This is a genomic window from Kribbella sp. NPDC056951 (assembly GCF_042674205.1).
GTDB classification, from domain to species: Bacteria; Actinomycetota; Actinomycetes; order Propionibacteriales; family Kribbellaceae; genus Kribbella; species Kribbella yunnanensis.
The window spans coordinates 1,041,929-1,067,987 of the sequence record NZ_JBHUQZ010000002.1; the positions used below are offsets into that span (position 1 = coordinate 1,041,929).

21 protein-coding genes are annotated in these 26,059 nt (G+C 67.4%); 12 read left to right on the forward strand and 9 right to left on the reverse strand.

All coding sequences use genetic code 11. The features are described 5' to 3' along the window. Positions 1-2: 2 nt before the first annotated feature. Positions 3-1,013 (reverse strand): LacI family DNA-binding transcriptional regulator, encoded by a 1,011-nt coding sequence (locus ACFTSF_RS12190; RefSeq protein ID WP_380153871.1) that lies wholly within the window; start codon positions 1,011-1,013, stop codon positions 3-5. Between the two features lie 111 nt (positions 1,014-1,124). Between ACFTSF_RS12190 and ACFTSF_RS12195 the strand changes: the two genes are divergently transcribed. The 5 genes from ACFTSF_RS12195 to ACFTSF_RS12215 are packed head-to-tail and all read left to right on the forward strand — an operon-like array spanning position 1,125 to position 7,362. Then, positions 1,125-1,997, forward strand: a complete 873-nt coding sequence (locus ACFTSF_RS12195; RefSeq protein ID WP_380153872.1) for a carbohydrate ABC transporter permease — start codon at positions 1,125-1,127, stop codon at positions 1,995-1,997. Continuing rightward, entirely contained in the window at positions 1,994-2,839 is an 846-nt protein-coding gene (locus ACFTSF_RS12200) for a carbohydrate ABC transporter permease (RefSeq protein WP_380153873.1), read from the forward strand. Before ACFTSF_RS12195 ends, ACFTSF_RS12200 begins: the two co-directional genes overlap by 4 nt. 10 nt (positions 2,840-2,849) lie before the next feature. Continuing rightward, a complete protein-coding gene (locus ACFTSF_RS12205; protein WP_380153874.1) occupies positions 2,850-4,241 on the forward strand; it encodes a ricin-type beta-trefoil lectin domain protein in 1,392 nt (463 codons plus the stop codon). 19 nt (positions 4,242-4,260) lie between these two features. Continuing rightward, complete coding sequence (locus ACFTSF_RS12210) at positions 4,261-5,610, forward strand: ABC transporter substrate-binding protein (protein ID WP_380153875.1); 1,350 nt, start codon at positions 4,261-4,263, stop codon at positions 5,608-5,610. Between the two features lie 9 nt (positions 5,611-5,619). Continuing rightward, positions 5,620-7,362, forward strand: a complete 1,743-nt coding sequence (locus ACFTSF_RS12215; protein ID WP_380153876.1) for a beta-galactosidase family protein — start codon at positions 5,620-5,622, stop codon at positions 7,360-7,362. A gap of 44 nt (positions 7,363-7,406) precedes the next feature. Here the strand turns inward: ACFTSF_RS12215 and ACFTSF_RS12220 are convergent, their stop codons facing one another. The 3 genes from ACFTSF_RS12220 to ACFTSF_RS12230 all read right to left on the reverse strand — a co-directional run bounded on the left by ACFTSF_RS12220 (position 7,407) and on the right by ACFTSF_RS12230 (position 13,679). Next, the gene (locus tag ACFTSF_RS12220; protein WP_380153877.1) at positions 7,407-10,916 is read right to left on the reverse strand and encodes a S8 family serine peptidase; all 3,510 of its coding nucleotides are present in this window, start codon (positions 10,914-10,916) and stop codon (positions 7,407-7,409) included. A gap of 43 nt (positions 10,917-10,959) precedes the next feature. Further along, positions 10,960-11,961, reverse strand: a complete 1,002-nt coding sequence (locus ACFTSF_RS12225) for a LacI family DNA-binding transcriptional regulator (RefSeq protein WP_380153878.1) — start codon at positions 11,959-11,961, stop codon at positions 10,960-10,962. 74 nt (positions 11,962-12,035) lie between these two features. Further along, a complete protein-coding gene (locus ACFTSF_RS12230) occupies positions 12,036-13,679 on the reverse strand; it encodes a hypothetical protein (RefSeq protein ID WP_380153879.1) in 1,644 nt (547 codons plus the stop codon). Positions 13,680-13,821: 142 nt separating this feature from the next. Here ACFTSF_RS12230 and ACFTSF_RS12235 point away from each other — a divergent pair, with 142 nt between their 5' ends. Genes ACFTSF_RS12235 through ACFTSF_RS12250 form a run of 4 tightly spaced genes read left to right on the forward strand, consistent with a single transcriptional unit; the run spans position 13,822 to position 17,240 of the window. Further along, positions 13,822-15,099: an ABC transporter substrate-binding protein gene (locus ACFTSF_RS12235; protein WP_380153880.1), complete on the forward strand. Its 1,278-nt coding sequence runs from the start codon at positions 13,822-13,824 to the stop codon at positions 15,097-15,099. 5 nt (positions 15,100-15,104) lie between these two features. Continuing rightward, positions 15,105-15,995, forward strand: a complete 891-nt coding sequence (locus tag ACFTSF_RS12240) for a sugar ABC transporter permease (RefSeq protein ID WP_344148363.1) — start codon at positions 15,105-15,107, stop codon at positions 15,993-15,995. A gap of 1 nt (position 15,996) precedes the next feature. After that, on the forward strand, positions 15,997-16,836 hold the full coding sequence (locus tag ACFTSF_RS12245; RefSeq protein ID WP_344148366.1) for a carbohydrate ABC transporter permease: 840 nt from the start codon (positions 15,997-15,999) through the stop codon (positions 16,834-16,836). 29 nt (positions 16,837-16,865) lie between these two features. Next, a complete protein-coding gene (locus ACFTSF_RS12250; RefSeq protein ID WP_380153881.1) occupies positions 16,866-17,240 on the forward strand; it encodes a VOC family protein in 375 nt (124 codons plus the stop codon). Here the strand turns inward: ACFTSF_RS12250 and ACFTSF_RS12255 are convergent. The 4 genes from ACFTSF_RS12255 to ACFTSF_RS12270 all read right to left on the reverse strand — a co-directional run bounded on the left by ACFTSF_RS12255 (position 17,237) and on the right by ACFTSF_RS12270 (position 21,900). After that, positions 17,237-17,935, reverse strand: coding sequence for a GAF and ANTAR domain-containing protein (locus tag ACFTSF_RS12255; protein ID WP_380153882.1), 699 nt, complete (start codon positions 17,933-17,935; stop codon positions 17,237-17,239). The genes ACFTSF_RS12250 and ACFTSF_RS12255 overlap by 4 nt on opposite strands. Before the next feature lie 33 nt (positions 17,936-17,968). Continuing rightward, positions 17,969-19,900 carry a LamG-like jellyroll fold domain-containing protein gene (locus ACFTSF_RS12260; protein WP_380153883.1) on the reverse strand — a complete coding sequence of 644 codons (1,932 nt, stop codon included), beginning with the start codon at positions 19,898-19,900 and terminating at the stop codon, positions 17,969-17,971. Positions 19,901-19,959: 59 nt separating this feature from the next. Beyond that, positions 19,960-21,240, reverse strand: coding sequence for a serine/threonine-protein kinase (locus ACFTSF_RS12265; RefSeq protein WP_380153884.1), 1,281 nt, complete (start codon positions 21,238-21,240; stop codon positions 19,960-19,962). Positions 21,241-21,324: 84 nt separating this feature from the next. After that, a complete protein-coding gene (locus ACFTSF_RS12270) occupies positions 21,325-21,900 on the reverse strand; it encodes a TetR/AcrR family transcriptional regulator (protein WP_380153885.1) in 576 nt (191 codons plus the stop codon). Between the two features lie 80 nt (positions 21,901-21,980). Between ACFTSF_RS12270 and ACFTSF_RS12275 the strand changes: the two genes are divergently transcribed. The 3 genes from ACFTSF_RS12275 to ACFTSF_RS12285 all read left to right on the forward strand — a co-directional run bounded on the left by ACFTSF_RS12275 (position 21,981) and on the right by ACFTSF_RS12285 (position 25,262). Beyond that, positions 21,981-22,931, forward strand: coding sequence for a zinc-binding dehydrogenase (locus ACFTSF_RS12275; RefSeq protein ID WP_380153886.1), 951 nt, complete (start codon positions 21,981-21,983; stop codon positions 22,929-22,931). Between the two features lie 117 nt (positions 22,932-23,048). Next, positions 23,049-24,431, forward strand: a complete 1,383-nt coding sequence (locus tag ACFTSF_RS12280) for a hypothetical protein (protein WP_380153887.1) — start codon at positions 23,049-23,051, stop codon at positions 24,429-24,431. Positions 24,432-24,440: 9 nt separating this feature from the next. Continuing rightward, positions 24,441-25,262 carry a hypothetical protein gene (locus tag ACFTSF_RS12285; protein WP_380153888.1) on the forward strand — a complete coding sequence of 274 codons (822 nt, stop codon included), beginning with the start codon at positions 24,441-24,443 and terminating at the stop codon, positions 25,260-25,262. On the opposite strand, the gene ACFTSF_RS12290 is transcribed toward ACFTSF_RS12285, so the two are convergent. After that, on the reverse strand, positions 25,249-26,037 hold the full coding sequence (locus ACFTSF_RS12290) for an alpha/beta fold hydrolase (protein ID WP_380153889.1): 789 nt from the start codon (positions 26,035-26,037) through the stop codon (positions 25,249-25,251). The two genes, ACFTSF_RS12285 and ACFTSF_RS12290, sit on opposite strands and share 14 nt — an antisense overlap. Positions 26,038-26,059: the final 22 nt, after the last annotated feature.

The window sequence follows — 26,059 nt, forward strand, 5'->3', positions numbered from 1 at the left end:
CGTCACCCGGCCCGTGGTGGCGCAGTGCTGGCGCGGATGACAAGTTCGGTCGGAACGCTGACCGGGCGATGGTGGTGTTCCTCGACCCCGAGCTCGGCGATCAACGCCTCCACCGCTCGGCGGCCGACCTCCGGGAAGAACTGGCGGATCGTGGTGAGCGGCGGCCAGAACTGGGCGGAGGACTCCTGATCGTCGAAGCCGACCACGCTCACGTCACCCGGAACCTCACGTCCTTCCTCATGGAGTGCGCGGAGCAGGCCGAGCGCCATCTCGTCGTTCGCGGCGAAGACGGCAGTGACCGCCGGATCCGCGGCCAGTTGGCGACCGACGGCGTACCCGGACGCGGCCGACCAGTCACCGACCAGCAGCGGCGGGACCGGACACCCACGCGCAGCCAGGGTTTCCTCCCAGGAACGGCGACGACGAGTCGCCGCGAAGGAGGTGGGCGGGCCGCCGAGATGCCAGACGGTCTCGTGCCCTAGATCCAGCAGGTGCTCGGTCGCGATCCGCGCACCCTGCGCCTGATCGGTGTCCACGATCGGGTAGTCGTAGTGCGCGCTGGAGTCGACGACCACGACCGGGAGGCCCTCGGGCAGGTGGATCTCGGCCTCGTCGAGCTGATGGGCCTCGATCAGGATGATGATGCCGTCGACCGCCTGCTCCTGGAGCCGGGTGAACGCGCCGGTCACCTTGCCCTGGTCGGCGTCGAGCAGCGGGATCAGGTTGATCGCGTAGCCGGCCGCCGTGGCGGCCTGACCGACGGCGTTGAACGTGCGGGTGTTCCCGAAGCTGGACAGTTCGAAGACGATCACCCCGATGTTGCGGAACTGGCCGTTGCGCAGCGCGCGAGCGGCGCTGTTCGGCCGGTAACCGACCTCGCGCATGGCGGCCAGCACCCGGTCGCGGGTGGCGGTGTCGACGTTCGGCCGGTCGTTGGCGACCCGGGACACGGTCTGTCCGGAGACGCCGGCCAGCCGCGCCACGTCGGCGATCGAGGGTCCTCGCCTGCGCATTTCCACCCCTCCGTCCGCCTGTTGAAAGCCACACTCTAGACATGTTGACGTTAACAAGCTAGCGTCCCCGCCGTCGGTGTTAACGTCAACAATCATCAGGAGGTCGACGCGATGTCGCGGCGGCAAGAGGCGAAAGGCTGGGTCTTCGTCGGCCCGTTCCTGGCCGTCTTCGCACTCACGTTTCTCGCCCCGATCGGATACGCGGTGTATCTGAGCCTGTACCGGGACCAGGCGTTCTTCGGCGGCACGGTGTTCGTCGGCCTGGACAACTACACCGAGGTGCTGCGGGACCCGAAGTTCTGGGAGTCGGCCGGCCGGGTGCTGGTGTTCCTGGTCGTGCAGGTCCCGGTGATGCTCGTCCTCGCGCTGCTCTCCGCGCTGGCGATCGACAGCGCCCGGCTGCGCGGTGCGGGCTTCTTCCGGATCGTCATCTTCCTGCCGTACGCCGTACCGGGCGTGGTCGCCGTCCTGATGTGGGGCTTCCTGTACGGCGACACCTTCGGCCTGGCCGCGGATCTGAACGACCTGTTCGGAACCACCGTGATCCAGCCGCTGAGCGGTTCCTGGATGCTGCCGTCGATCGCCAACATCGTCACCTGGGAGTTCGTCGGCTACAACATGCTGATCTTCTACTCGGCGCTGCGCACGATCCCCGGTGAGTTGTACGAGGCGGCCGCGATCGACGGCGCCGGTGCGATCCGGACCGTGCGGGCGATCAAGTTGCCCGCCCTGCGCGGAGCGATCGTGATCGCCACGATCTTCTCGATCATCGGCAGCTTCCAGCTCTTCAACGAACCGAACATCCTGCGCACCCTCGCGCCGAACGTGATCACGACGTACTACACGCCCAACATGTACGCCTACAACCTCTCGTTCGCCGGCCAGCAGTTCAACTACTCCGCCACGGTGGCGATCGTGATGGGCGTCCTGACGGCGATCATCGCGTACATCGTCCAGCTCCGCGGGTCCCGGGAGGCACTGTGACCAAGTCAAAGCCGTCGCGTCTGTTGACCGGGTTGATGGTGCTCTACCTGATCTACACCCTGGTACCGCTCGTCTGGCTGGTGATCAGCGCGACCAAGACCCAGGACGACCTGCTGTCCACGCCCGGTCTGTGGTTCGGTGACAGCTTCGCGCTGTTCGCCAACATCAAGCAGACGCTGACCTACAACAACGGCATCTTCCTGCGCTGGCTGGGAAACACCCTCCTGTACGTCGTCGTCGGGGCCGGCGGGGCCACGTTGCTCGCGACCGCGGCCGGCTACGGACTGGCGAAGTACAAGTTCGCCGGGCGACGCGCAGTCTTCGCCGTACTGCTCGGCGCGATCGCGATCCCCGGTACGGCGCTCGCCGTACCGACGTTCCTGCTGTTCTCGAAGCTCGGTCTCACCAACACCGTGTGGGCGATCATCATCCCGTCCCTGATCAGCCCGTTCGGCCTGTACCTGATGTGGGTCTACGCCTCCGAGGCGATCCCGGTCGAGCTGCTGGAAGCGGCCCGCATCGACGGTGCGGGCGAAGTACGAATCTTCGCCACCGTGGCCTTGCGACTGCTCGCGCCTGGTGTGGTGACGGTGTTGCTGTTCGCGGTCGTGGCGACCTGGAACAACTACTTCCTGCCGCTGATCATGCTCAGCAAACCGAGCCTCTACCCGCTCACGGTCGGTCTGACCCAGTGGAACAACCAGGCCACCGGAGTCGGCGCCAACCCGATCTACAACCTGGTCATCACCGGCTCGCTGCTGACCATCGTGCCACTCGTCGTGGCGTTCCTGCTGCTCCAGCGCTTCTGGCAATCCGGCCTGAGTGCCGGAAGTATCAAGTGATAGGAGTCCGATGAAATCCACCCTCTGGCGGGCGGCCGTGGCCCTCGCCACCGTCGCCGCCACCCTCACGGTTCCCGCGGCCGCAACGCCACCCAAGCCCAACACCGCCGACTTCCGTGGCGTGAACTGGGCCGACCCGCGCGACAACTACGCCGACGACGAGGTCGTGCCGTCGGGACTCAGTACGGCGGACAGCTACTGGACGACGTACCGGAAGTCGACCGGCATCCTCACCGAGTTCCGCAACGAGCTGCGCGCGAACACCATCCGGCTGCCGATCAACCCGTCCAGCGTCGGGACGAACTGGTGGTCGTCCTACCGCGCCGCCATCGACGCGGCCACCGATCAAGGCTTCAAGGTCATCCTGAGCTACTGGGAGGCCGACAACGCCAAGGACGGCCGGGTCGACGACACCGCCGCCTTCACCGCGATGTGGGACACCGTCTTCAAGGCGTACCGGAAGAACCCGAAGGTCTACTTCGAGCCGATGAACGAACCGTTCGGCTACTCGGCGCCGGACTGGATCTCGCTCGCCTCGTCCTGGGCCGACCGGCACTCGGATGTGCCCCGCGGACGGCTGGTCATCTCCGGTACCGGCTACAACGACAACGTCACCGCGGTCGGCGCTGCGCCCGAACTGAAGGGCACGCTGCTGTCGCTGCACTTCTACGGCTTCTGGGCGTCCGACACCACCGAGGCCGCCTGGCTCGCGAACCTGCGGCCGCGGATCGGCGAGTACGGCTGGCGCACGATCATTGACGAGGCCGGTTCCCCGATGACGATCGGCCTGAATTACGGCAATCACGAGGGGAACACCTCCACGGCGTACCTGGGTGCCCTGACCGAGACCGCCCGGGCACAGCGGATGGGCATCGTGTACTGGCCCGGTCTGCGCAACGGTGACTCGTACTCGATGACCACTCAGGTCAGCGAACGCGATCTGAAGGTCAACAGCGCCAGCGGTCTGGCCCAGCTGCAGTGGGGTTGGGGCCTGCTCAAGAAGGAACCGGTCAACACGTTGCCGCCGGCCCCGCCAGGTGAGCCGCTGCGCGGAGTCGAGAGCAACCGCTGCGTCGACGTACCGGGTTTCTCGACCACCAACGGTACGGCGCTCGACCTGTGGGACTGCAATGGTGGCGGCAACCAGAGCTTCAACCTGACCGCCGACAAGCAGCTCACCGTGTACGCCGACAAGTGTGTGACGCCGGGCGCCGACAGCTCGGTCGTCATCACAGACTGCATGGGTGCCATCAACCAGACCTGGCAGCTCAACGACGACAAGTCGATCTCCAGCATCAACAACCCGGCGCTCTGCCTGCAGGCCGCCGGAACAGCGAACGGTTCGCAGGTTCAGCTGAAGGCCTGCACCGGCCAGCCGAACCAGCAGTGGGCGCGAGCGTAAAACAGTGAAAGGGAAGGCCATGAAGTCAACCACCCGTAAGTTGGTGGCCGCCGGCGCCATGATCGCAGCGATGTCGCTGGTTCTGGTCGCCTGCGGATCGAGCAAGGACTCCGGCACCGGAGGAGGCGGCGACAGCGCCAAGGGCTCGCCCGCGGCTGTCGACGAGGCGCTGCAAAAGGGCGGCACCATCACCTACTGGAGCTGGACGCCGTCCGCCCAGGCGCAGGTGGACGCGTTCCAGAAGGCGTACCCGAACGTCAAGGTGAACTACGTCAACGCCGGAACCGGCAACGACCACTACACCAAGCTGCAGAACACGATCAAGGCCGGTTCGGGTGCTCCCGATGTCGCGCAGATCGAGTACCAGGCGCTGCCGCAGTTCGCGCTGCCCGGCTCGCTGGTCGACCTGCGGCAGTACGGGTTCGACCAGTTCCAGTCGGCGTACACGCCGTCGACCTGGACCGCCGTCCACGCCGGTGACGGACTCTTCGGGCTGCCGCAGGACTCCGGCCCGATGGCCTTGTTCTACAACAAGGAGGTCTTCGACAAGTACGGCCTGACCGTGCCGAAGACCTGGGACGAGTACGTCGCCGCGGCGAAGAAGCTGCACCAGGCCGACCCGAAGAAGTTCATCACCAACGACAGCGGTGACGCGGGCTTCACGACCAGCATGATCTGGCAGGCCGGTGGCAAGCCGTTCACCACGAACGGCAAGAACGTCACGATCAACCTGGCCGACGACGGCGCCAAGAAGTGGACCGCCGAGTGGAACCAGCTCGTTCAGGGTGGACTCGTGTCCAGCATTCCCGGCTGGTCCGACGCGTGGTTCAAGGCACTCGGCGACGGCACGATCGCCACGCTGCCCACCGGCGCCTGGATGCCCGGTGTGATGGAGTCCTCGGTCAAGGCCGGCGCCGGCAAGTGGCGGGTCGCCCCGATGCCGACGTACGACGGTCAGCCGGTCACGGCCGAGAACGGCGGCAGCACGCAGTCCGTGCTGAAGCAGAGCCAGAACCCCGCGCTCGCGGCCGGATTCGTCCGCTGGCTCAACAACGGTGACGGCGTGAAGACCTTCCTGGCCAGCGGCGGTTTCCCCGCCACCACGGCCGACCTGAAGGCGCCGGAGTTCGTCGGCAAGAAGAGCGCATACTTCGGTGGCCAGGAGATCAACCAGGTGCTGACCGGTGCCGCGGGTACCGTCGCTCCCGGTTGGAGCTACTTGCCTTACCAGCTCTACGCGAACAGCATCTTCGGTGACACCGTCGGCAAGTCGTATCAGGCGAAAAGCAGCTTGGACGACGGATTGAAGTCCTGGCAGGACGCTCTGGTTGCCTACGGCAATCAGCAGGGTTTCCAGGTCAACGGCTGAAAGGAAATGATGTCAGACTTCGCAATCGGTGAGTCCGAGTTCCTGCTCGACGGGAAGCCGTTCCGCATCCTGTCCGGTGCGCTGCACTACTTCCGGATCCATCCGGACCAGTGGGCGGACCGGATCGAGAAGGCGCGGCTGATGGGTCTCAACACCATCGAGACCTACGTCCCGTGGAACGCGCACTCACCCCGGCGCGGTGTCTTCGACACCACCGGGATGCTCGATCTCGAGCTGTTCCTGCGCCGGGTCGCCGAAGCGGGTCTGCACGCGATCGTCCGGCCCGGCCCGTACATCTGCGCCGAGTGGGACAACGGCGGCCTCCCCGCCTGGCTGTTCCGGCAGCCAGGAGTGGGGGTGCGCCGGTACGAGCCGCAGTACCTCGCCGCGGTGGGCGAGTACCTGAGCGAGGTACTGCGGATCGTGCGCCCTCTGCAGGTGGATCAGGGCGGACCGGTCCTGCTCCTGCAGGTGGAGAACGAGTACGGGGCCTTCGGCAACGATTCGACCTACCTCAAGTGGCTGGTCGAACTGTTCCGCGCCGAGGGCATCACGGTGCCACTGGTCACCGTCGACCAGCCCGAGGACGCGATGCTCACCGCGGGCGGGATCGACGGCGTACTGCGGACCGGTTCGTTCGGATCACGCAGTGTCGAGCGCCTGTCGACACTGCGGACCCATCAACCGACCGGTCCGCTGATGTGTATGGAGTTCTGGGACGGCTGGTTCGACCACTGGGGCGGACCGCACCACACCACCTCCGCCACCGAGGCGGCCGCCGAACTGGACGCGCTCCTGTCGGCGGGCGCCTCGGTGAACATCTACATGGTCCACGGCGGGACGAATTTCGGCCTGACCAACGGCGCCAACGACAAGGGCGTCTACCGGCCGACCATCACGTCGTACGACTACGACGCCCCACTCGACGAGGCGGGTCGTCCGACGGCCAAGTTCCACGCCTTCCGCGAGGTCATCGCCCGGCATGCGCCGGTGCCGCCGCTGCCTGACTTTGACCAGGTGGTGCCGACGCCGGAGTTCAGCGCGGAGCTGGGCGAGCCGATCCGGTTGCTGGACCGGCCGGACAACTGGGGTACCTGGCGGGCGCACGACGAGCTTCCGACGCTGGACGACCTCGACACGCAGTTCGCTCTGTACCGCACGCAGGTCGATGTCGACGGTCCGGCGGTTCTCGCACTCGGCGAGGTTCGCGATCGCGCGCACGTCTTCCTGGACGGCGATCCGGTCGGGGTGCTCAGCCGTGAGGACCACGACCGCGCGATCACCCTCCCCCGCGGTGGCCGACTTGATCTGATCGTCGAGGACCAGGGTCGGGTCAACTACGGTGCGCGCATCGGTGAGCCGAAGGGACTGATCGGGCCGCTCCAGGTCGGGGCGCACACCCCGTCCGCCTGGCAGACGCTGGCGATCGACCTCGACGCCGTACCGGAGCTGTGGAAGGACACGCTGCCGTCCGCGGCGGGCGTCGGCCCGACTGCCTACCGAGCGTCGTTCACGGTGGAGGAAGCGACAGACCTGTTCCTCCGGACGGATGCCTGGGGCAAGGGGTTCGCCTGGATCAACGGCTTCTGCCTCGGCCGCTACTGGCGCCGCGGACCACAACACACCCTCTACATCCCCGGCCCTGCCCTACGAGCCGGCACCAACGAGCTCGTCGTACTGGAGCTGGACACGCTCTCCGACCCGACGGCTCGGTTCGCGCCCGACCCGGATCTCGGCCCGACGGATCTGTGAACGGTGGCCCCCGAACCCGGCGCGGGCTCGGGGGCTGCCGGGTCCTACCTCACCTGGTAGGCGGCTAGCGTCGTCTGCACCACCTTGTTGCCATCAGCATCTTTGGCGCTCGACCGCAGCGAGATCCAGCCTGTGGCGGGATGCCTGATGGTGGCCACGCCGTTCGCGAGGACGGCGTTGGTCCACGTCTTGCCGTTGTCGGTCGAGTACTCGACCGACTCGACCGTCGCCGACTGCCGAGCGGTGACGGGGATCCGGAACGTGCGCCCACCCGGTGCGGTGTTGTCGAGGCGGACGGGCGGTTGCAGGCCGACCGTCACCAACGGCAGGGGTTGCGCGGCCGCCGTCCGGCCGGAGCGGAGGGTCCACTCGGCGCTCACCTGGGTCGGTTGCCCGGTACGGCGAGCAGTCGCGACCAGCCGGTACGTCGCCTGCTCCGCCCCGACCTCGGTTGTCAACGGATCGCCGGGCCGGTCGGAGTGCGCGATCTGCTGGTCGCCTCGCCAGAGCGTGGTTGATCCTTCGTAGCCCTCGTTGGATGCGCTAGCGGCATGTCCGGCACCATCGGAGACAAGCGGCAACCGGATCGACAACCCGTCACCGTCCCGGATCGCCTCGGCGGCCGGCGCCGGGCCGGTGACTGGCGCGAGCCACGCGGTGCTGATGCGGCCCGGGCCGCGATCCAGCACCTCACTCCGATAGCGAGCGGTGTCGGTGAGCATTTCGTCCGTCCACGTGATCGGAGCCGCTGACCTCAGCACGGTGCGCTGCAACGGAAGCCTGATCTGCTCGGCCCACTGGATTCCGAGCCGCCCCAGGTCCCCTGCCGACCCGATCGGCAGCACGGACACAGCCTCGCCCTGGTTCCCGTGGTACGCCGTCTGCTCGGTGATCAGGTCGCGATCGCGGATCCGCCGATCCATCGCCGCCGGAATCCCGCCCCGGTGACCGAACAGAACGTCATACCGATAAGGGCTTTGCGGGCGTCCGGTCAGGGTTGCCCACGAGCCGGCGTTCGCCACCAGCCTGCGAATACCGGGGCCATCGGCAACGACACTGGGAATGCTCGGCTCGTCACCCGGCCACGCGTTTTCGTCGGTCAGGTAGTTGAGCGTGGCCGCCGCGCCGAGCTCCGCCAACCGCTGGACCCGGGCGGCATAATCGCCAACCTCGTTCACGTCCAGCGTGAACATCGCGAGCTTGCCCTTGACATCGACCTGAGCGAGATCGGCGTCGGTGGCATGACCGACATTCACCGTGCGAAGCTTGCGGCTCCCGATGAACCGCGCGTCGTCCCCGGAAGCCCAGTCCACCGGCATCGTCGTACCGCGCTGGTCGGTGATCACGACCGCATCGGCCTCGGTCGACGAGCCGTCCAGGAAGCCGAGGTCCGCCGACGAACCGGACGTCGGCACCGCGAAAGAGCGCTCGGCGAACCAGGACGAGAGGGTGCTCCGACCCGCCGCGGTCGTCGTCACCATCGCGAAGGTGCCGTTGGTCCGACCCGGTCGATCGACGTGATGGCGCACCGGCTTGCCGGGCCGGGCGTCGATGGTGAGTACTCGATCGCTGTCGAGACTGAGCTCCGGCTGCGCGTACGCGGTCACCGACGGAAGCGCGTACCCGGCATTCGCCGTGTAGACGTAGGCGCCGACCTGATAGCGGCCCTTGGGCAGCCGCAGCTTCTCGCCGGGCTCGACCGGGAAGAGGTCGATCTCCGGGCGATCCAGATTGAGGATGCGGGCAGTCGCACTCGAGCCGGTCGCCGGCAGCACCGCACCGTTGCGGTCGATGACCTTCAGCTCGAAGTCGAACGACTCCTCTTCCTTGTGCACACCGAACGGCGTCTGCACCACCACACTGCCGTCAGCCGAGCGTGCAACGAGCCGCCCCTCGAACGTGCCCAGCCGCCCCAGCTTCGGGTCGATGGTCACGGTCGCCACGGCCTGTCCACCCGCCGGCACCGTGAGGGTGGCGGCATCGACCTTGGCGAATCCAGCAGGCACATCCGGTACGTCGAGCTGCGTGGCCAGCGTGACCGCCGTCGTACCGAGGTTTCGGAAGATCACCTTGCGTGCAATGGGTTCGCGATCCGCATGCGGCCAGACCAGCCGACCGAACTGCAGCGCCGCCGCATCAGTCACGACCTGCTGCCGATCAGCCCGCGCCACGTCGAGACGGCCCGCCCCTTGAGCGAACACGGAGATGCCGTCCAGCGGCTGCGCACTGCTCATCAGGATGGCCTTGAGCCGCTCGCCGGTCCAGTCCACGTGCTGCGCGGCGAGGATCGCGGCAGCCCCAGTCACGTGCGGCGCGGCCATCGACGTACCGGACAGCCGCGCGTAGTTCTCGTCAACGGCATCGTCATCGGGCGTGCCCTTGGCCCGGGCAGCCACGATGTCCGATCCCGGTGCCGCGATATCCGGCTTGAGGCCGAAGTCGCCGGCCCGCGGGCCGACCGACGAGAACTCGCTCAACTCGTCCTGCTTGGTGACGCTGCCCACCGCGAGAGCGCGATCGGCCGCGGCCGGACTCGACACCCGACCGGTCGGACCCGCGTTACCGGCCGACACCACGAAGAGGGCACCGGAGGCGGCCGAGATCCGGTTCAGTTCCGTCGAGAGCAGGTCGGTCCCGTCAGACGCGTCGCCGCCGAGGCTCAGGTTGACCACCTTGGCGCCACTGTCCGCGGCCCACTGCATCCCGGCGATGATCGCGTCCCACGAGCAGCCCTCCCAGGTGCAGACCTTGCCGATCAGCAACCCGGCGTCCTTGGCAACCCCGGTGTACTTGCCCTTCGACGCCGTACCGCGTCCGGCCGCGATCGACGCGACATGCGTCCCGTGGCCGACCTCGTCCTGGATCCCCTCGCCAGTGAAGTCCTTGCTCGCGGCAACTGCACCCTGCAGGTCCGGATGCGCGGCGTCGTACCCGGTGTCTAGTACGGCGATCTTCGCGCCCTTCCCGCTGTGTCCGGCCTGCCACGCGGCCGGTGCGCCGACCTGCGGCACGCTGACGTCCAGCGTGGGCTTTGCACGCCCGTTCAGCCAGACCCGCTTGATTCCGGCCGGTAGCTCATCCAGCGCGCGGCCCTTCGGCGCCGAAACGGCCGCCAGGTTCGCCAACTGCCGCGTCATCCGCCCGAGCGTCCCGGCCGACCGGCGTCCATCGGTCTGCACCAGCAACGGAAGCGTCGTACTCTTCCCGTCCGCCAGGCCCCGCGCGATCAGCCCGGTCACGTCGAAGAGCGCCCGATCCAGCTTGCCGTCCCGAACCAGTTGCGCCACATCGGCCGGGATCACAGTCACTCCCCCAGGCCCGACACTCTGGAGGAACCCGGTCCGGCGCCCAGCCCGCGGCTCGACCCGAACCTGCCAGGTCTTGCCGTCGGGCCGGACCGCCACCTTGTCTCCGGTCACCAAGGTCACCACCTGCTCGGGTCCGGCCGGCTGGGCCGCGGCGGCATCCGCCGGTTGACCAGGCAACTGGTACCCAAGCACCCCGACCCCGACCAGGGCAGCCAAGGCCCCGACCACCATTCGTCGTCGTCTCATGCCCCCACAGGACGAAGAGCCCGCCGCGAACGTTGGGTTGGCGCTACCTGGGCCCGGTGCTCTCCCGGACGATGAGCTCCGCGGGGACCAGGTCACGAACAGCCGGCTCGCCGCCGGCGATCTGCTCGGCCAGTTGGCGGAACGTCCGCCGACCGACCTCGATGAAGTCCTGGCGGACAGTGGTCAGCGGCGGGCTGAAGTACGCCGCCTCCGGTACGTCGTCGAAGCCGACCACGTGGGCGTCCTTCGGGACCGCGATCCCCGCTTCGGTGAAGGCGCGCAGCAGGCCGAGCGCCATCTGGTCGTTGGCCACGAACACCGCGGTGAGGTCCTTCTCCTGGGCCAGCACCTGGCCTGCGGCGTACCCCGAGCGTGAACTCCAGTCGCCGCGGACGATGCGGGGTGCGCGGACGCGATGCCGCTTCAGGGTCTGCCGCCAGGCCGCTTCACGATCCTGGGCCTCGAGCCAGTCGACCGGACCGGCCACGTGCCAGACGGTCTTGTGACCGAGCGCGAGCAGGTGCTCGGTCGCACGACGTGCGCCGTCGGACTGATCGACGGCGATCATCGGCACTGGCGCGGCCTGACCGCCGCCGACTGCTACCAGCGGGATGTCACGCGGCACCACCTCGAGCGACTTGCTAGCGGCCGCATGCGGCGCGATCACCACGATGCCCTCGACCGCCTGGCGACGCAGGTTCTCGATCGCGTCCGCGATGGCCGAAGTGTCCGGCGTACCGACGCTGGTGATCGTGACCGAGTACCCGGCCTCGCGCGCTGCGTGCTCGATGCCGTACAGCGTGCTGGCCGGGCCGTACAAGGTGGAGTCCAGGGTGACCACGCCGAGGATTCCGGTCTTGCCGGTGACCAGGGCGCGCGCTGCCGAGTTCGGCCGGTAGCTCAGCTTCTCGACGGCTGCGAGCACCCGGGCCCGGGTCGCGGCGCTCACCGGGCCGGTCTTGTTGACCACCCGGGAGACCGTCATGTGCGACACGCCCGCGAGATCGGCAACGTCGGTCAGACTCGCTTGCTTGCCGGTGCTCAATCCGAACCCCCTGGTTGCTGCTTACGTGCGCCAGAGGCCAGTGTTCGCGGTAACAACCCCTTGGTCAAGGACCATTACACAGTACGGATCTCGAGTCTCTGAACGCCAGGAGCACGACCGGTCAGGTAGACCCGCAATCCGGCCGGAACGAGCGAGCCGTTGAGCATCCGGTACCGCTCCCCCGGATCCATCCGGACGCGCGCCGTCCCCGACCCCGGACCGAACTCGATCCGGTCGTCGCCGACCGTGTACACCCCGGTCCCGGACGCCAGCTGATAGTTGCCGGAATCATCGATCTCGTCGACCCCCGACAACACCCCACCCGGCCGGAAACAGAGCTCGATCGCGTACGGCGCCTCGGATTCGGAGAGCTCGAAGGTCAGATCGAACCCGCTCTCCACCTCGGCCACGGTGATCACCGTCCGCAGTGTCCGGTAGTCCCGCGGCCGTTCGCCGAAGTCCATCGACGCGTAGAACCGGCCGTCGGGGGTGAGCGCATATCGGCCGTCCGCAGTACGGCGCTCCGGCGGCAACGGCTGGTAGTACGGCACTGCGACCTCGGCCCCGAGCTCGACCACGGACGGCGACAACCGCCGCAGGTACTCGCTGTGGAAGTGCCCGGTGCCGAAGAACTGCGGTGCGAGTCGAACGGAGTCGAGGATCGCATCCCCCTTGCGTAGCTTGAAGAAGGTCGGGTTGACCGAGAGGCCGGACGCGATCACCGGTACGTCGTGAAAGTCCGTCCCGCCGAAGATCGTCGCCGTACGGGTATCCCGTCGGATCCGCACCGACGACTGTGACGGGAACTCCTTGACGAAGTCGGTCGGCGGCTCGGTCGCCGGCGGCAATTTGGCGGCCAGGTCCGGCCGTTCGAGGACCTCGGCCCAGAAGTCACCCAGCTCACCGACACTTCGACGCTCGATGCCCTGAGCAACCGCGGCGAACCTGCCGTCCCCGTCCACGATCGCCAGTTCGCGGTACTGGAGGAGGTAGCCCCAGACGTCTTGGATCTGGAACTGGTCCTGCCGGCGGGACGCGATCACATCCACCTCGCCGTTCGGCTCCAGCAGGTGCAGCGTCGCCTCCAGGTTGCGCCGGACGACCTCGACCAGCTCCGGACGATCCAGCAGCCAGGCGATCGTGAGCAGCGACGGATTCGTCACGGCGGACGCGTAGATCGAACTCCGCTCGCTGTAGATCCCGTCCGGACCTACGTCGATTCCTTCGGCCAGCCACTCGTCGATCCGGTCGACGTACCGCTGGTCGGGCTGGATGTGGTTGATGCGGGCAAGTGCCGCCGACACCTCCCACCGATGGTTCGGGGTGTGCACTCCCCCGCTCGCCAATACTGGACCGGCCTTCGCCAGGATCTCGTGGATCGTTGCCGCGATCTCCTGGTCGTCATCCTTCAGCAACTCCCAGACCACACAGAGATCCTGGACCAGGAAGGCCGTGTCGGGTGGCGAATGCAGGTTGCCGATGTCGTAGGTCCCGTCCGCGTGCTGGCTCGCCGCGAGCTCCCCGGATAGTTGCCGCAACAACTCCAGGACGGCCGGATCGTGACGGTACGACGACTCTCCGACGTACCCGGCCACGAGTCGCCGGAGCTCCCGCCCGACCTGTCTGGGATCGCTCCCAATCGCCGTACCGGCACGCAGCAGCCGCGTGATCTGCGCCTCGCCCGCGGTCGTCAGCAACCCCAGGAAATCGTGGTCCACCGCAGAACCCTTCCGCTCAGTAACCTTTTGTCAGGACTTAAATGTATATCGATACAGCATTGGCTCTTGACGCGGTAAGCGCTTGCCTCCTAGCGTCCCACCGTCGCCTACCCGGGCTGCGTTGAACACAAGGAGAAAAACGATGAGCGGTTCCCTTCGGCGGTGGCGGTGGCTAGCGGCAGGCATGGCGACCGCGGCGGTGCTGACCGCCTGCGGTTCCGGGTCCGGCGACTCAGGTTCGGGTGACGCGAAGAAGATCACCTTCTGGCTGTCGACGGCCGCCCAGATCCAGGGATACACCGACCTGGCCAAGGAATTCCAGGCCAAGGAAGGCATCACCGTCGAGGTGGTGAACCAGCCGTACGACGGCTACCAGGACAAGCTGCGGCAGTCGGCCCAGGCCAACTCGCTGCCCGACGTCGCCAGCGTCCCGTCGCTCGACGCGCTGTGGATCAACCAGCTCCAGGACCTGAGCGCGACCGCGAACAACGAGACGAACAAGATCCGTAAGGACCTGATCACCGAGCAGGACGGCAAGGTGCTGGCGATCCCGTCCGACCTGACCGCGGCCGGGCTGTTCATCAACAAGACCCTGTTCACCAAGGCGGGAGTCGCCGTACCGGCCGATCCCAGCCAGACCTGGACGTGGGACGAGTTCCTCGCCGCCGCGACCAAGGTGCGGACCGCGACCGGTGCGAAGTACGACCTGGTCTACGACAACTCGGCGGCCCGGATCCGGGCGTTCATCTACAACAACGGCGGCAAGGGCTTCCAGCTCGGCGCCGACAACAAGTACCAGACGCCGGACGCCGCGACCGTGGCCGCGCTGACCAAGTTCAAGGCGATGAACGACGACAAGGTGATGCCGAAGTCGGTCTGGACCTCGGGCGGCGACCCGAACGCGCTGTTCAAGAGCGGTCAGGTGGTCGCGTACTTCTCCGGCGTCTGGCAGGTGCCGGACTTCGCCGAAGGCATCACGAACTTCGACTGGGCCAGCGCACCGACGCCGGGTCCGGTGCACGCCACCGACATCAACCTCGGCGGCAAGGTCGTTGCCTTCACCAACAAGGACACTGCGGCGGCCGCCAAGAAGTGGGTCGACTTCCTGTTCCAGCGTGACAACTACACCAAGCTGGCCCAGGCCAACGGCTACCTGCCGGTCGAGTCCGGTCTGACGCTGACGTACCCGTTCAAGTCCAAGGCCGCGCAGGACGCCTTCGCGCTCTACGCCAAGGAGATCGAGCTCGCCGACCCGATCTCGTCGTCCGGCCAGGCCGCCGGGACCAAGCTGCTGCTGGCGGGCAAGGAAGCCGGCGAGGACCCGACCAAGGGCGAGCTGGCGAAGTTCGTCAACGGTGAGCAGGACGTACAGAAGACGGTCGACAACATCGTCAACGGCCTCAACGCCTCGCTGGGCTGACGCCGGTGCAAGGAGTGTGGCCGCGCCGCCGCCTGAACCACTACACCGCAGCACCGCTGGCGCTCATCTCGATCAACCTGCTGCTGCTGATCACGTTCTTCGTCTGGCCGGCGGTGACCGGCCTGCTGTACTCGTTCACGAGTTACACCGGGATCGGCACCGCGCCGTACGTCGGACTGGACAACTACCAGCGGTTGTTGCAGGACGATGCGTTCTACTCGGCGCTGATCCGGACCCTGGTGTTCACGGCGGGCGTCGTACCGCTGACGCTGGTGCTCTCGCTGACCACGGCGGTGCTGCTGGTCACGAACTACACCAAGGGCAAGGCGGTCGCACGGATCATCTTCTTCCTGCCGTGGCTGATCTCGCCGATCATCGCGGGCGTCATCTGGCGCTGGATGTTCGGCGAGAACTTCGGCCTCGTCAACTACGTCATCACCTCGCTCGGCGGCAGCGAGGTGCCGTGGCAGTCGAACGCGAACCTGTCGATGCTGGTCGTCATCGTGGCCGCGGCCTGGGGCGGTACGGCGTTCAACATGCTGCTGTTCGTTGCCGCACTGAAGAACGTGCCGACGGCGTACTACGAAGCGGCGTCGCTCGACGGCGCCGGCGGGTGGGCGAAGTTCCGGCACATCACGTTGCCCGCGATCGCGCCGACGACGTTCATCGTGGTGCTGCTCAGCGTGCTCGGCTCGATGAAGGAGTACGCGCTGATCCAGGCCATCAACGGCGGTGGCCCGGGGACGGCGAACAACCTGCTCGTCCAGTACATCTACACGAAGGGCTTCCAGCGGGCCCAGATCGGCTACGCGAGCGCGGCGTCGTTCGTGCTGATGCTGATCCTGATGGTGATCGCGCTCGTACAGCTCGCCCTCAACCGGCGGAAGGACTCCTGACATGGCCGCCACCGCCTCCACGGGCGAACTCCCGAAGAAGATCTGGGCGACCGCGCTCCTGTGGCTCATGGTCGCCGTGTACGGCGTTCCTGTCCTCTGGTTCCTGCTCAGCTCGTTCAAGCCGGCCGGCGAGCTGTTCTCGTATCCACTGACAGTCTTCCCCAAGCACCCGACCATCAAGGGTTTCACCCAGGCCTGGACGAGCTTCGACGTCGCGCACTACTTCGTCAACACCCTGATCGTCGCCGTCTCGGCCACCGTGCTCACCATCATCGCCAGCGCCGCCTGCGGCTACGCCCTCGCCAAGTACACCAACTGGTGGATCAAAGCCTTCGCCATCTGCATCCTCGCAACCACGATGCTCCCCGGCGAGGTCATCCTCGCGCCACTGTTCCTGGTGGTGCGCAACCTCGGCATGTACAACAGCCTCGCGGCCGTCGTCGTACCGTCGGTGATCACAGCAACCGGCACCTTCATGTTCCGCCAGTTCTTCCTCACCGTCCCGAACGACTTGCTCGAGGCCGCCCGCATCGACGGCGCCAGCGAGCTGCAGACCCTCTTCCGGATCATGCTCCCGCTCTCCCGCCCGATCATGCTCACCCTGGCGATCTTCTCGTTCCAATGGCGCTGGAACGACTACATCTGGCCCCTCGTAGTCCTGAACGAGCCCAGCAAATACACCCTCCAGATCGGCGTAGCCACCATCGTCGGCGCCGAAAACGTCAACTGGTCAGTCCTCCTGGGCGCCTCGGTCCTCTCGATGATCCCCCTGGTAGCCCTCTACCTCGTCTTCCAGAAATACGTCATGAGCGCCGACATCGGAGCCGGCCTGAAGGACTGAGCCTGTCGCCGGTGGGGTACCGCCCAAACATGACGAGACTTGTTGCGACCGTTCTCGGTACGCCGGATCCGCCGGCGCTGGCCAGCTTTTACAGCGAGTTGTTGGGGTGGGAGGTGACGAGCAGCGCGCCGGAGTGGGCTCGGGTCTGCCACCCCGATGACGATCGGCCGGGGCTCAGCTTCCAGTTGGAGACTGATCACGTGGCGCCGGTCTGGCCGCAGGAGCCGGGGAGCCAGCAGATGCAGGCGCACTTCGACGTACAGGTTGACGATCTTGAGCGGGATACCGCACGTGCGGTCAGCCTCGGGGCCACGGTGGAGGAGCATCAGCCGCAGCCTGACGGCGTCCGGGTCATCCGGGATCCGCACGGGCACGTGCTGTGTCTCTTCCTCCCGGGCTTCTAGCCGGCGCCGACGCCTTGTTCGCCACGGAGTTGGGCGTCTTCGACCAGCTCCTCGGAGATGCGGTGGAGTTTGATGTTGCGTTGTTGGGAGAGTCTGGCGAGGAAGGCGAATGCGCGCTGGTCGGTGAGTGTGTACCGCTCCATCAGGACGCCGATCGCCTTGCCGATGGTTCGGCGGGTGCGGAGTGCGTCCTGCAGGCTGTGGATCTCCCGGGCGTACTCGATCGCAACGGCCGACTGGTGGGTGAACAGGGCACCGACGGCTCCGAGGTCCTCGAACGAACCGACGCTCGTCGAGTACAGGTTCAACGCTCCTTGAGACTTCGGTGCGTCGAACAACCGCAGACCGGCCTGCGCCAGAATCCCGGCTGCGACCGCACTCGCGGCGTACCGGGGGAACCTCGGGTCGGCGGCCAGGTCCGGTGACAGGACATGCACACCGTCCGTCGCCGCGTCGTAACAGGGACCTTCACGCAACTCGTACTGCGCCGCATCCACGCCCCACAACACATCGCTGGTCGGCGCGATCGTCTCGAGCCTGCCGTCGCTGTGCTTCACCGTGATGCTGGCGTACTCGACCTCCGGCAGCACCTCGACGGCCGCGGCCGTGATCCGACTCAGCGTGTGGTCGAGGTCACCGGCTGTCAGTGACCTCGACAATCGCTCAGCTGCCTGCAGAAGTCCTGTTGCATCCATAGCCGCTCAGTACCCGCGGCCGCCAAGCCCTACTCACAGCAGTACGGCGCCCTCCGTGTCGTAGAACTGGCCTGGGTTCTGGTACATCCACGCGATGTTGGCCGGGCTCACGGGTGTATCGAACAGCCGGAGACTGTCCATGTCGGCAACGGAGTCGTCGTCGCCGTCGCCCCCGATGACGATCTGGGTCGGGACTCGCAAAGCACCGACGTCGTAGGTGAGAGCAGTAACCCGCTCACCGTTCAGGAAGAACTGGGTCCGCTGGCCGTTGCACGAGGCAGCGACGTGGATCCAGGTCTCGTGTGGAATCGGAGCCGAACTGATCGAGATCGCACCGGTGTTGCCATCGGCGCCGAACAGGCGGGTCCACAGATTCCCCCAGAGGCGTCCCGCGTGGGCGACCTCGTGTTCCTCGTTGCGGAGCACCAGAAAGCGCGCACCAGAAGGTTCCTCCCGGCACCGCACCCACGCGCTGAACGCCCAGCCCTTGGGATTCTCGGGCCAGTCGATCGAGCCCGTCGCGCTGCCGCCGGAACCGTTGGCGGCCAAGGCAGCACCGTGCACACCCTGGATCCACGAACCGGCCGAGGTCCGGGTGAGCGGGCTCGCGGCCGGCGACTTGCTCTTGACCGTGGTGCCGCCGTTCTCGTTGAAGTCGACGACCAGGCGAGCGATGTTCAGCGGCCGCGACGGGTAGTTGGTCGGCGGGCCCGCCCAGTAGGTGTCGGCGACCTCGCGCAGGAAGTTCTTGGTCAGCGTGAGGTAGTTCCAGGTGACCTCACCGCCGGTGTTCTTGTCACCACCGACGTACAGGACCTTGAGTCCGTTGACCGTCGGTGTCAGATGCGGGAAGCCGTTGCCGGTCGACGTCGTCTGCTGCGACAGCGAGCCGATCCGGATGCCGACGTACGTCGGGTTCATCGAGATGTGCACGGGGACGAACTCGCCGTGCACGAGTTCCGCCGTACTGGTCACGGATTTGGTGCCGTAGGCAATCGTCACCCAGGTCGCGGTGACCGTGCGGTCGGCGTTGACGACCACCCGGACGCGCGAGTTCCCGGCCAGGTCGTCGATCGCGAGGATCGGCTCCGGGCTGCTCGGTACGACGTCCAGCCGGACCCAGCCGGTGATCGCAAGCCGGTCGCAGTCCGGCAGGTTGACCGGGCCGGATGCTCCGGCCTGGCTCGCGCTCGAGACCAGCGCCCGACCGTACATGCCGTAGGTATAGGCCGCCGATGCCGTCGGAATCAGATGCCGGCCGTAGATGCTCCGGTCGCTGGCCTCGTTGTCGAACGGGTAGATCGCGAGCTGCAGGTCGATCTGCTCCTGCCCGACAATCGTTGCCCAGTACGACGTTTCGATCGGATCGTTCCACCAGCGGAAGTCGTCGACGACGCCGTTCAGCGCCTCGTCCTCCTCGATGACGTTCCGCCCGACCTCGACCGTGACCTCACCGGCGTAGTCGAAGTCGAGGGTGAGATCGGTCTCGCTCAACACCACGGTCCCGTCGACGACGATCTTCACCCACTCGTCGCCGGGACCCGTGGTCCGGTTGACCACCAGCATCACGTGGTGCTCGGCGCCGTCCCGGATGCTGGTGGTCGTCGCGTACGTCGTCCCCTCGATCCAGGCCTCGACGTGCCCGGCCGCGTTGGACGCGTACAGCGCCACGTTGAGGTCGTCATCACTCGAGACCGACACCAGGCAGCGCGCTGCCGCGGTGTTGTTGTTCAGTCGTACCCACGCGGCTAGGCTGATCCCGCCGTCGGTGTTGGTCGGGTACGTGTCGTCCTCGGCAACGATGCGCAGTGCGCCACCGGTGCAGTTCAGACCATCGCCGTACTTCGCCGGGACAATCGTTGCCGACCCCACGACTTTGCCGTGTAAGCCGTACCCGGCGAGATCTCGGACCGTGTCACCCCACACGGTCTCCGGATTGAAGCTGTATCCCGCGGCCTGTGCCATGCCGCCCCACCCCCATTTTGTTGGCGGCAGCGTACGACGCCAACGCCCGCAGCACGAGCCTACGGCTCCGGGGTGCCGGTCGGGGTCGGCGACGGGGTGGGCGTGGGAGTCGGCGAGGGCGTGGGTGACGGAGTCGGCGTCGGCGTCGGGCTGGGAGTCGGCGTCGGGCTTGGCGTCGGAGTCGGCGTCGGCGTGGGAGTCGGCGTCGGGGTAGGAGTCGGCGTCGCGCTCGGCGTGGTCGACGGTGTGGTCGAAGGCGGCCGAGTCGTCTCGCTGGACTGCGTCGGCGCGGTCGGGCCCGGCGTGTTCGACGTACTGACACTGCTGCTCGGACGCGGCCCGATGTCGACCGTCGGCGGCAGATCGTCACCGCGGTTCGCCAGTACGACGGCAGCGGTGATCGCACCGGCGATGATGAGCACACTGGCGGCGGCGATCAGCCAGGTCGTCCGCTGCTTCGGCGCGGCCTTCGTCGGCACCACAGGCGCGGGTGCGGGTACGGCTGCGGGTGTGAGTGGTTCGGTGGGCCGATTGGTGACGGTCGGCATCCAATTGCCCGCAGCGAGTTGCGCAGCGGTCGGACGCTGCGCCGGATCCTTGGCGAGCATCTGCAGCAGCACGCCCTCGAACGGCCCGGCCAACTCCGGGCGCAGCTCACTGGGCGGAACCGGCTCGGCGTCCACGTGCTGATAGAGCACCGCCGTCGGATGATCGCCCATGAACGGCGGCCGGCCGGTGACCAGCTCGTACAGAACGCATCCCAGCGCGTAGATGTCGGCCTCGGGACCAGACTGCAGGCCCTGCGCGCGCTCCGGCGCCAAGTAATAAGGACTACCCAGGATCTGACCGGTCATCGTCAGTTCACTGGTTTCGGCTCCGGGCATCTGCGCGATACCGAAGTCCGCGACCTTGACCGTCCCGTCCGCCGTGACCAGCAGGTTGCTGGGCTTGATATCGCGGTGAATGACGTCCTGGGCGTGGGCGGCCATCAGTCCGGCGGCGGCCTGCTCAACGATCGTGGTAGCCCGCTGCCACGACAACGGTCCGCTGTCAGCGAGCTCGCCGGAGACCGAACGTCCCTCGACCAGCTCCATCACCAGGTAGAAGGCGTCGTCGTGCTGGCCGAAGTCGTAGACCGCGACGATGTGGGGATCGCTCAACCGGGCGGCCGCCCGCGCCTCCCGGCGGAAACGCTCGGACGCCGATGGATCCGCGCTGGACCGGAGCATCGTCTTCACCGCGACCACCCGACCCAGTGCCTCGTCGGTGGCGCGATGCACCTCCCCCATGCCGCCACGCCCGAGAGACGCGCCAAGCCGATACCGCCCTGCGATCAACATCCGTTCCTCGTACCCACCCCGTCGACACGGCAACCCGCTCGCCCGGGCGCCAAACGACGAGACTACCTGGAGCGACCAAACACTTCAGAATCGCGCGCGAAACGCCTCGATCGTGAGCGCAGCGAACCGGCGTGACGCCGTACGGCGTTGCTGCGCTGTCCGGCCCGGGATGCTGCGGTGTGCCGAGAGCATCACGATCAGATCGTCGAGCGTGAAGTCGGCGCGCAACTGTCCACTCCGCTTGGCCCGCCGGGCGAGCTCGGCGATCACGCCCATCGTGTACTCGCGATGCGTCCGCAGGTCGGCCAGCTCCGGATAGGTCGCGAGGAACGCCTCGGTGAACCCGCGGCTGGCGGCATTCTGCTCGCAGATCCGCTCGATCACCTGACAGAACCCGGTCCACGGGTCGGGCTCGGCCAGCCCGTCGTCGACGACCTGGCGGCAGATCCGCACCTGCTCGGCGAACGCCTCGACCGCGAGATCCTGCTTGGTCGGGAAGTGCCGGTACAGCGTCGCCGGCCCGACTCCTGCCTGCCGGGCGATCTCCCGCATCGTCACCGTCATCCCCTCGGCCGCGAACAGCCGGTACGCCGCCTCGACGATCCGGTCGCGGTTGTCCGCGGCATCGGCGCGCAGGGAACGAGACAGTTCGACGGTCATCGCTCTCACTCTACCTAACCGGACGCAGGCGTCCGTTAACGTCCGAAGCACCGGCAGACAGACTCAGAAGGAGCAGATCAGTGAGAGCAGTTGCGGTCCGGACATTCGGAGCACCGGACGGGATGGCGGTGGTCGACGTACCGGCGCCAGAGCCTGGCCCCGGGCAGGTGGTCATCGCGGTCGAGGTGATCGGCGTGGGTGGGGTCGACGCCGTGATCCGGCGCGGCACCCTCGCCGGGTACGGCTTCGGCACCGGTCTCATCCTCGGCTCGGAGGTCGCCGGGACCGTCAGCGCGGTCGGCGCAGAGGTCGATCCGTCGTGGATCGGCGAACGGGTCTGGGCCTTCACCGGCACCGGCGGCGGGTACGTCGAACAGGCCGTCGCGGCGGTCGACCACCTCGAGCGGATTCCCGCGGGCCTGACGAACGAGGCGGCCGTTGCACTCGGCGGCTCCGGCGCGGTGGCCCATTTCGCCTTACAGCACGCGCATTTCGCCCCCGGCGAGTCCGTCCTGATCCGAGGGGCCGCAGGCAGCATCGGCCTGCTCGCTGTGCAACTCGCAGCCGCCGCCTCCGCGGTCGCGGTGACCACCTCCTCCCCCGACCGCGGTCGCCGCCTCCGCGAGCTCGGCGCGACCCACGTGCTCGATCGCTCAGGCGCCGGCGACGGACCCGCGACGTACGACGTCATCCTCGATGTGGTCGCCGGACCGGACCTGCCAACCTTCCTCCCGAGGCTCTCCCCCAACGGCCGGCTGGTCGTGCTCGGCGTCGTCGGTGGTCCGCTACCGGCCGACCTCACCGATCACCTGATGCGGTCGTTCCAGCGATCGTTGTCGCTGGCAACGTTCAGCCTGGACACGATCGACTTGCCGGCCCGCGCACGCGTCCGCCGGGACCAGTTCGCGGCCGCGGCCCGTGGCGAACTCCAGGCCGTGGTTCACGATGTCCTCCCGCTGGAGGAAGCTGCCAAGGCGCACGAGCAGATGGACGCCGGCCACGTCTTCGGACGGATCGTTCTCAAACCCTGATGTGCATCGGCTGTCCGGTATTGGTCGCCAGGCGTTCATTACGTTCTGGGCCTAAAGGATTGCCCTGCGTGAAAGCTTCGGCTGTTCTGGTCTGCGTCGTGACCAGAGAGAAGGAGCATGATGATTCCTGAACAAAGGGCGGCCACCGGGTTCGGCCGGCGGGCGGTGCTGCGTGGCGCCGTCATCGGGGCGCTGGCCGCCGCGCCTATCCCGTTCGCCCATCGCCTGACCGGTTCCGCCAACGTGCCCGCGCAGGCTGCGGCTCCGGCGGCGGCTTGTGTGGAACTGCCGCTGGTCGGTGGTGCCGAGTTCCCGATCGGGCTGTACTGGCCGCCACCGCCGTTCCAGACGACCATCGCGCGGTACGACGCGATCCGCGCGGCCGGGTTCAACTTCCTGATCACCGGCAACTATCTGGACGACCAGGCGATTATCCGGCACACCCTCGCAATCGCCGAGCAGGTCGGCCTGAAGGTGCTGGTCTCCAGCGATCCCGATGTGCAGAACATGGCGCGGCGATTCACGATCAGCGACGACCGGTCGGTCCCGATGTCGATCACCACCGCGGATGCCCGGACGCTGCTGACCAATGCGCTGAACCAGTACCGCGGTTTCGAGTCGTTCGCCGGATTCAGCCTCGGTGACGAACCGCCGGAAGGGCAGTTCCCCTCGCTGGGCAAGGCATTCGCGATTGCGCGCGAACAGGCGCCGTCGTACACGCCGTACTCGAATCTGGTGCCGGGCACCGGCGACGGATACCGCGCGATGGTTCGCCGGTTCGTCGACACGTGCCGGCCGCCGATGCTGTCGTACGACCGGTACCCGTTGCTGACGTCGGGCGAGGACCCGAACTACTTCGAGAACTGGGCGATCATCCGCTCCGAGGCACTGCGCGCGAACATTCCGTCGTGGGTGTTCGTGCAGAGCGTCGAGTACAACGGCCACCGGTTCCCGACGCGGGACGAGCTGCTGTGGAACATCAACACCAGCCTCGCCTATGGCTGCAAGGGCATTCAGTACTTCACCTACTGGCAGCCCGACCCCGCGCGCGGGGAGAACTTCGGTCGCGCGCTCACCACCCTCGACGGCACGCACACCCCGCTGTACGACGCCGCGAAGGCCATCAACGCGAGTTGGCTCCGCCCGGTCGGCGCCGAGCTCAAACCGCTGGTGTCCGAGCTCGCCGTACACGCGAACCACACCCCACCACCGGGCACGGTCGGCTTCACGCCGGACAGCTACCTCAGCGGTACGTCGGGCAGTCCCGCGGTGCTCGGGCGGTTCCGGCCAACCGATGCCGCGAAGACTCGCTGGTTGCTGATCGCCAACCGCCAGTACGGCGCTAGCGGCACCACGACCGTTTCGTTGAACCAGGCAACGGTCACCAAGGTCTCGGTCTTCGACCCGGCGACCCGCACCTACACCGCGCAGGCGGACAAGACCAAGATCGTCGCCACCCTGGCACCCGGGGCCGCCGCCCTGTACCGGCTCGACGCATAGGGGGACGAGATGCGCACCCAACTCCTCAGCCAACTGATCACCGGCGGTGTCGCGGCCGCCGTCGCCGCCGCGGTCATCGCGGTTCCGAAAGTCTTCTCCGATGAGAAGGCACAGACCGCAGCGCCCGCCGCGGTCTGCGTCTACAACTGGTATCTCTCCAACAGCAGAACGTCGGGCACGGCAACGATCCCGGCCTTTGCCTATGGCAACACTCCGATGGTGCCGCTGGCCGGCAACTGGGACGGCGCGGGCGGAGACACGCCAGGCGCGTACAGCCCGGACGAGAACAAGTTCTTCCTCACCAACAACTTCAACGGCGGCGTCGGCCAGATCACCATCCCGTTCGGCGGGGTCGGCGACAAGCCGATCGTCGGCGACTGGAACGGCGATGGCACCGACGAGGTCGGCACCTACACCCCGTCCACCGGCACGTTCACCAAGCGCGCGGCCGACGGTACGACGACCACGGTCGTCTACGGCACGCCGTACCAGATCCCATTGGTCGGCGACTGGAACGGTGACGGCACCGACGAGGTGGGCGTCTACCGCGCCTCGAACGCGACCTTCGAGCTGCGGCTCGCCGACGGCAGCACCCGCTCGTTCGTGTACGGCGACCCGTACTGGAAGCCGCTGATCGGCGACTGGAACGGCGACGGCCGCGACGAACCGGCCGTCTACAACCCCGCCGACAGCACCTTCTACTTCCGGGTGAGCGGTATCGATCCCACCGAAACCACCGAGAAGATCCGGTACGGCGACACCGGCGACCGCCCGTTGGTCGGCGACTGGGACGGTAACCGCACCAGCAGCCAGGGCATCATCCGTTCTTGACGAGGAACGACTTGAGTTCGTCGAGGTACTGCGCGCGATTGTCCCGGCGTACCGAGTGGCCCGCACCACGAAGGTGGGCCGCCCGGAACTCGCCGGCGGCCGCTTGCGCGCAGCGCTCGGCGTACTCGCTGGAGATCAGCGAACCGCGTTCGGTGTCCCCGTGGATCAGCAGGACCGGGCACGTTGTCACGGCCAGCAGGTCGGTCAACGGGCCCGGGTCCTGGAACGTCAGCTCGAACAGCCCCGGGTTGACCTGAGCCTTCGACTCGGCCCACGGCTCGAGCTCGTCCTCGGGCCAGCCGGGTTCGTCGGTTCGGCCGCGCGCGATCCGGGCCGGCAACTCGAGCGCCTGGAGGTCCGCGAGCCACGTAGGCACTGACCACGGTTCGCCCTGACCGGCGTTCGCCTGACCAGGCGGCGGGTCCTCGAGCACCAGCGCACGAACCAGATCCGGCCGCGCCGCAGCCAGGTAGGCGGCCGACATCGCGCCCATCGAGTGACCGACCACAACCACCCCGCCATCACGAGGCTGCTCCGCCAGTACGACGGCCGCATCGTCGCGGAGGGCGTCGTACCCAAGCGGCTCTTCCGGCAGCCCGGAGTCGCCGTGCCCGCGCGCGTCGATGGCGAGCGCCCGGATCCCGGGCAGCGCGGCGAGCAGCGGTTCCCAGCACCGGGCAGAATCGGAGAAGCCGTGCAGGAACGCGACCTCGGCCGGTTCCGCATCGGTCCGGTACCACTGGAGCTGGGCTGTCCTGCCTTGCACACCGAACATGGTTCCGGAGCCTATGTCAGAA

Bases quoted from the DNA above. Each gene is read 5' to 3' on its own strand.
- ACFTSF_RS12190 (WP_380153871.1), bottom strand. From the start codon at position 1,013: ATGCGCAGGCGAGGACCCTCGATCGCCGACGTGGCGCGGCTGGCCGGC.
- ACFTSF_RS12195 (WP_380153872.1), top strand. From the start codon at position 1,125: ATGTCGCGGCGGCAAGAGGCGAAAGGCTGGGTCTTCGTCGGCCCGTTC.
- ACFTSF_RS12205 (WP_380153874.1), top strand. From the start codon at position 2,850: ATGAAATCCACCCTCTGGCGGGCGGCCGTGGCCCTCGCCACCGTCGCC.
- ACFTSF_RS12210 (WP_380153875.1), top strand. From the start codon at position 4,261: ATGAAGTCAACCACCCGTAAGTTGGTGGCCGCCGGCGCCATGATCGCA.
- ACFTSF_RS12215 (WP_380153876.1), top strand. From the start codon at position 5,620: ATGTCAGACTTCGCAATCGGTGAGTCCGAGTTCCTGCTCGACGGGAAG.
- ACFTSF_RS12220 (WP_380153877.1), bottom strand. From the start codon at position 10,916: ATGAGACGACGACGAATGGTGGTCGGGGCCTTGGCTGCCCTGGTCGGG.
- ACFTSF_RS12235 (WP_380153880.1), top strand. From the start codon at position 13,822: ATGAGCGGTTCCCTTCGGCGGTGGCGGTGGCTAGCGGCAGGCATGGCG.
- ACFTSF_RS12245 (WP_344148366.1), top strand. From the start codon at position 15,997: ATGGCCGCCACCGCCTCCACGGGCGAACTCCCGAAGAAGATCTGGGCG.
- ACFTSF_RS12250 (WP_380153881.1), top strand. From the start codon at position 16,866: ATGACGAGACTTGTTGCGACCGTTCTCGGTACGCCGGATCCGCCGGCG.
- ACFTSF_RS12255 (WP_380153882.1), bottom strand. From the start codon at position 17,935: ATGGATGCAACAGGACTTCTGCAGGCAGCTGAGCGATTGTCGAGGTCA.
- ACFTSF_RS12260 (WP_380153883.1), bottom strand. From the start codon at position 19,900: ATGGCACAGGCCGCGGGATACAGCTTCAATCCGGAGACCGTGTGGGGT.
- ACFTSF_RS12265 (WP_380153884.1), bottom strand. From the start codon at position 21,240: ATGTTGATCGCAGGGCGGTATCGGCTTGGCGCGTCTCTCGGGCGTGGC.
- ACFTSF_RS12270 (WP_380153885.1), bottom strand. From the start codon at position 21,900: ATGACCGTCGAACTGTCTCGTTCCCTGCGCGCCGATGCCGCGGACAAC.
- ACFTSF_RS12280 (WP_380153887.1), top strand. From the start codon at position 23,049: ATGATGATTCCTGAACAAAGGGCGGCCACCGGGTTCGGCCGGCGGGCG.
- ACFTSF_RS12285 (WP_380153888.1), top strand. From the start codon at position 24,441: ATGCGCACCCAACTCCTCAGCCAACTGATCACCGGCGGTGTCGCGGCC.
- ACFTSF_RS12290 (WP_380153889.1), bottom strand. From the start codon at position 26,037: ATGTTCGGTGTGCAAGGCAGGACAGCCCAGCTCCAGTGGTACCGGACC.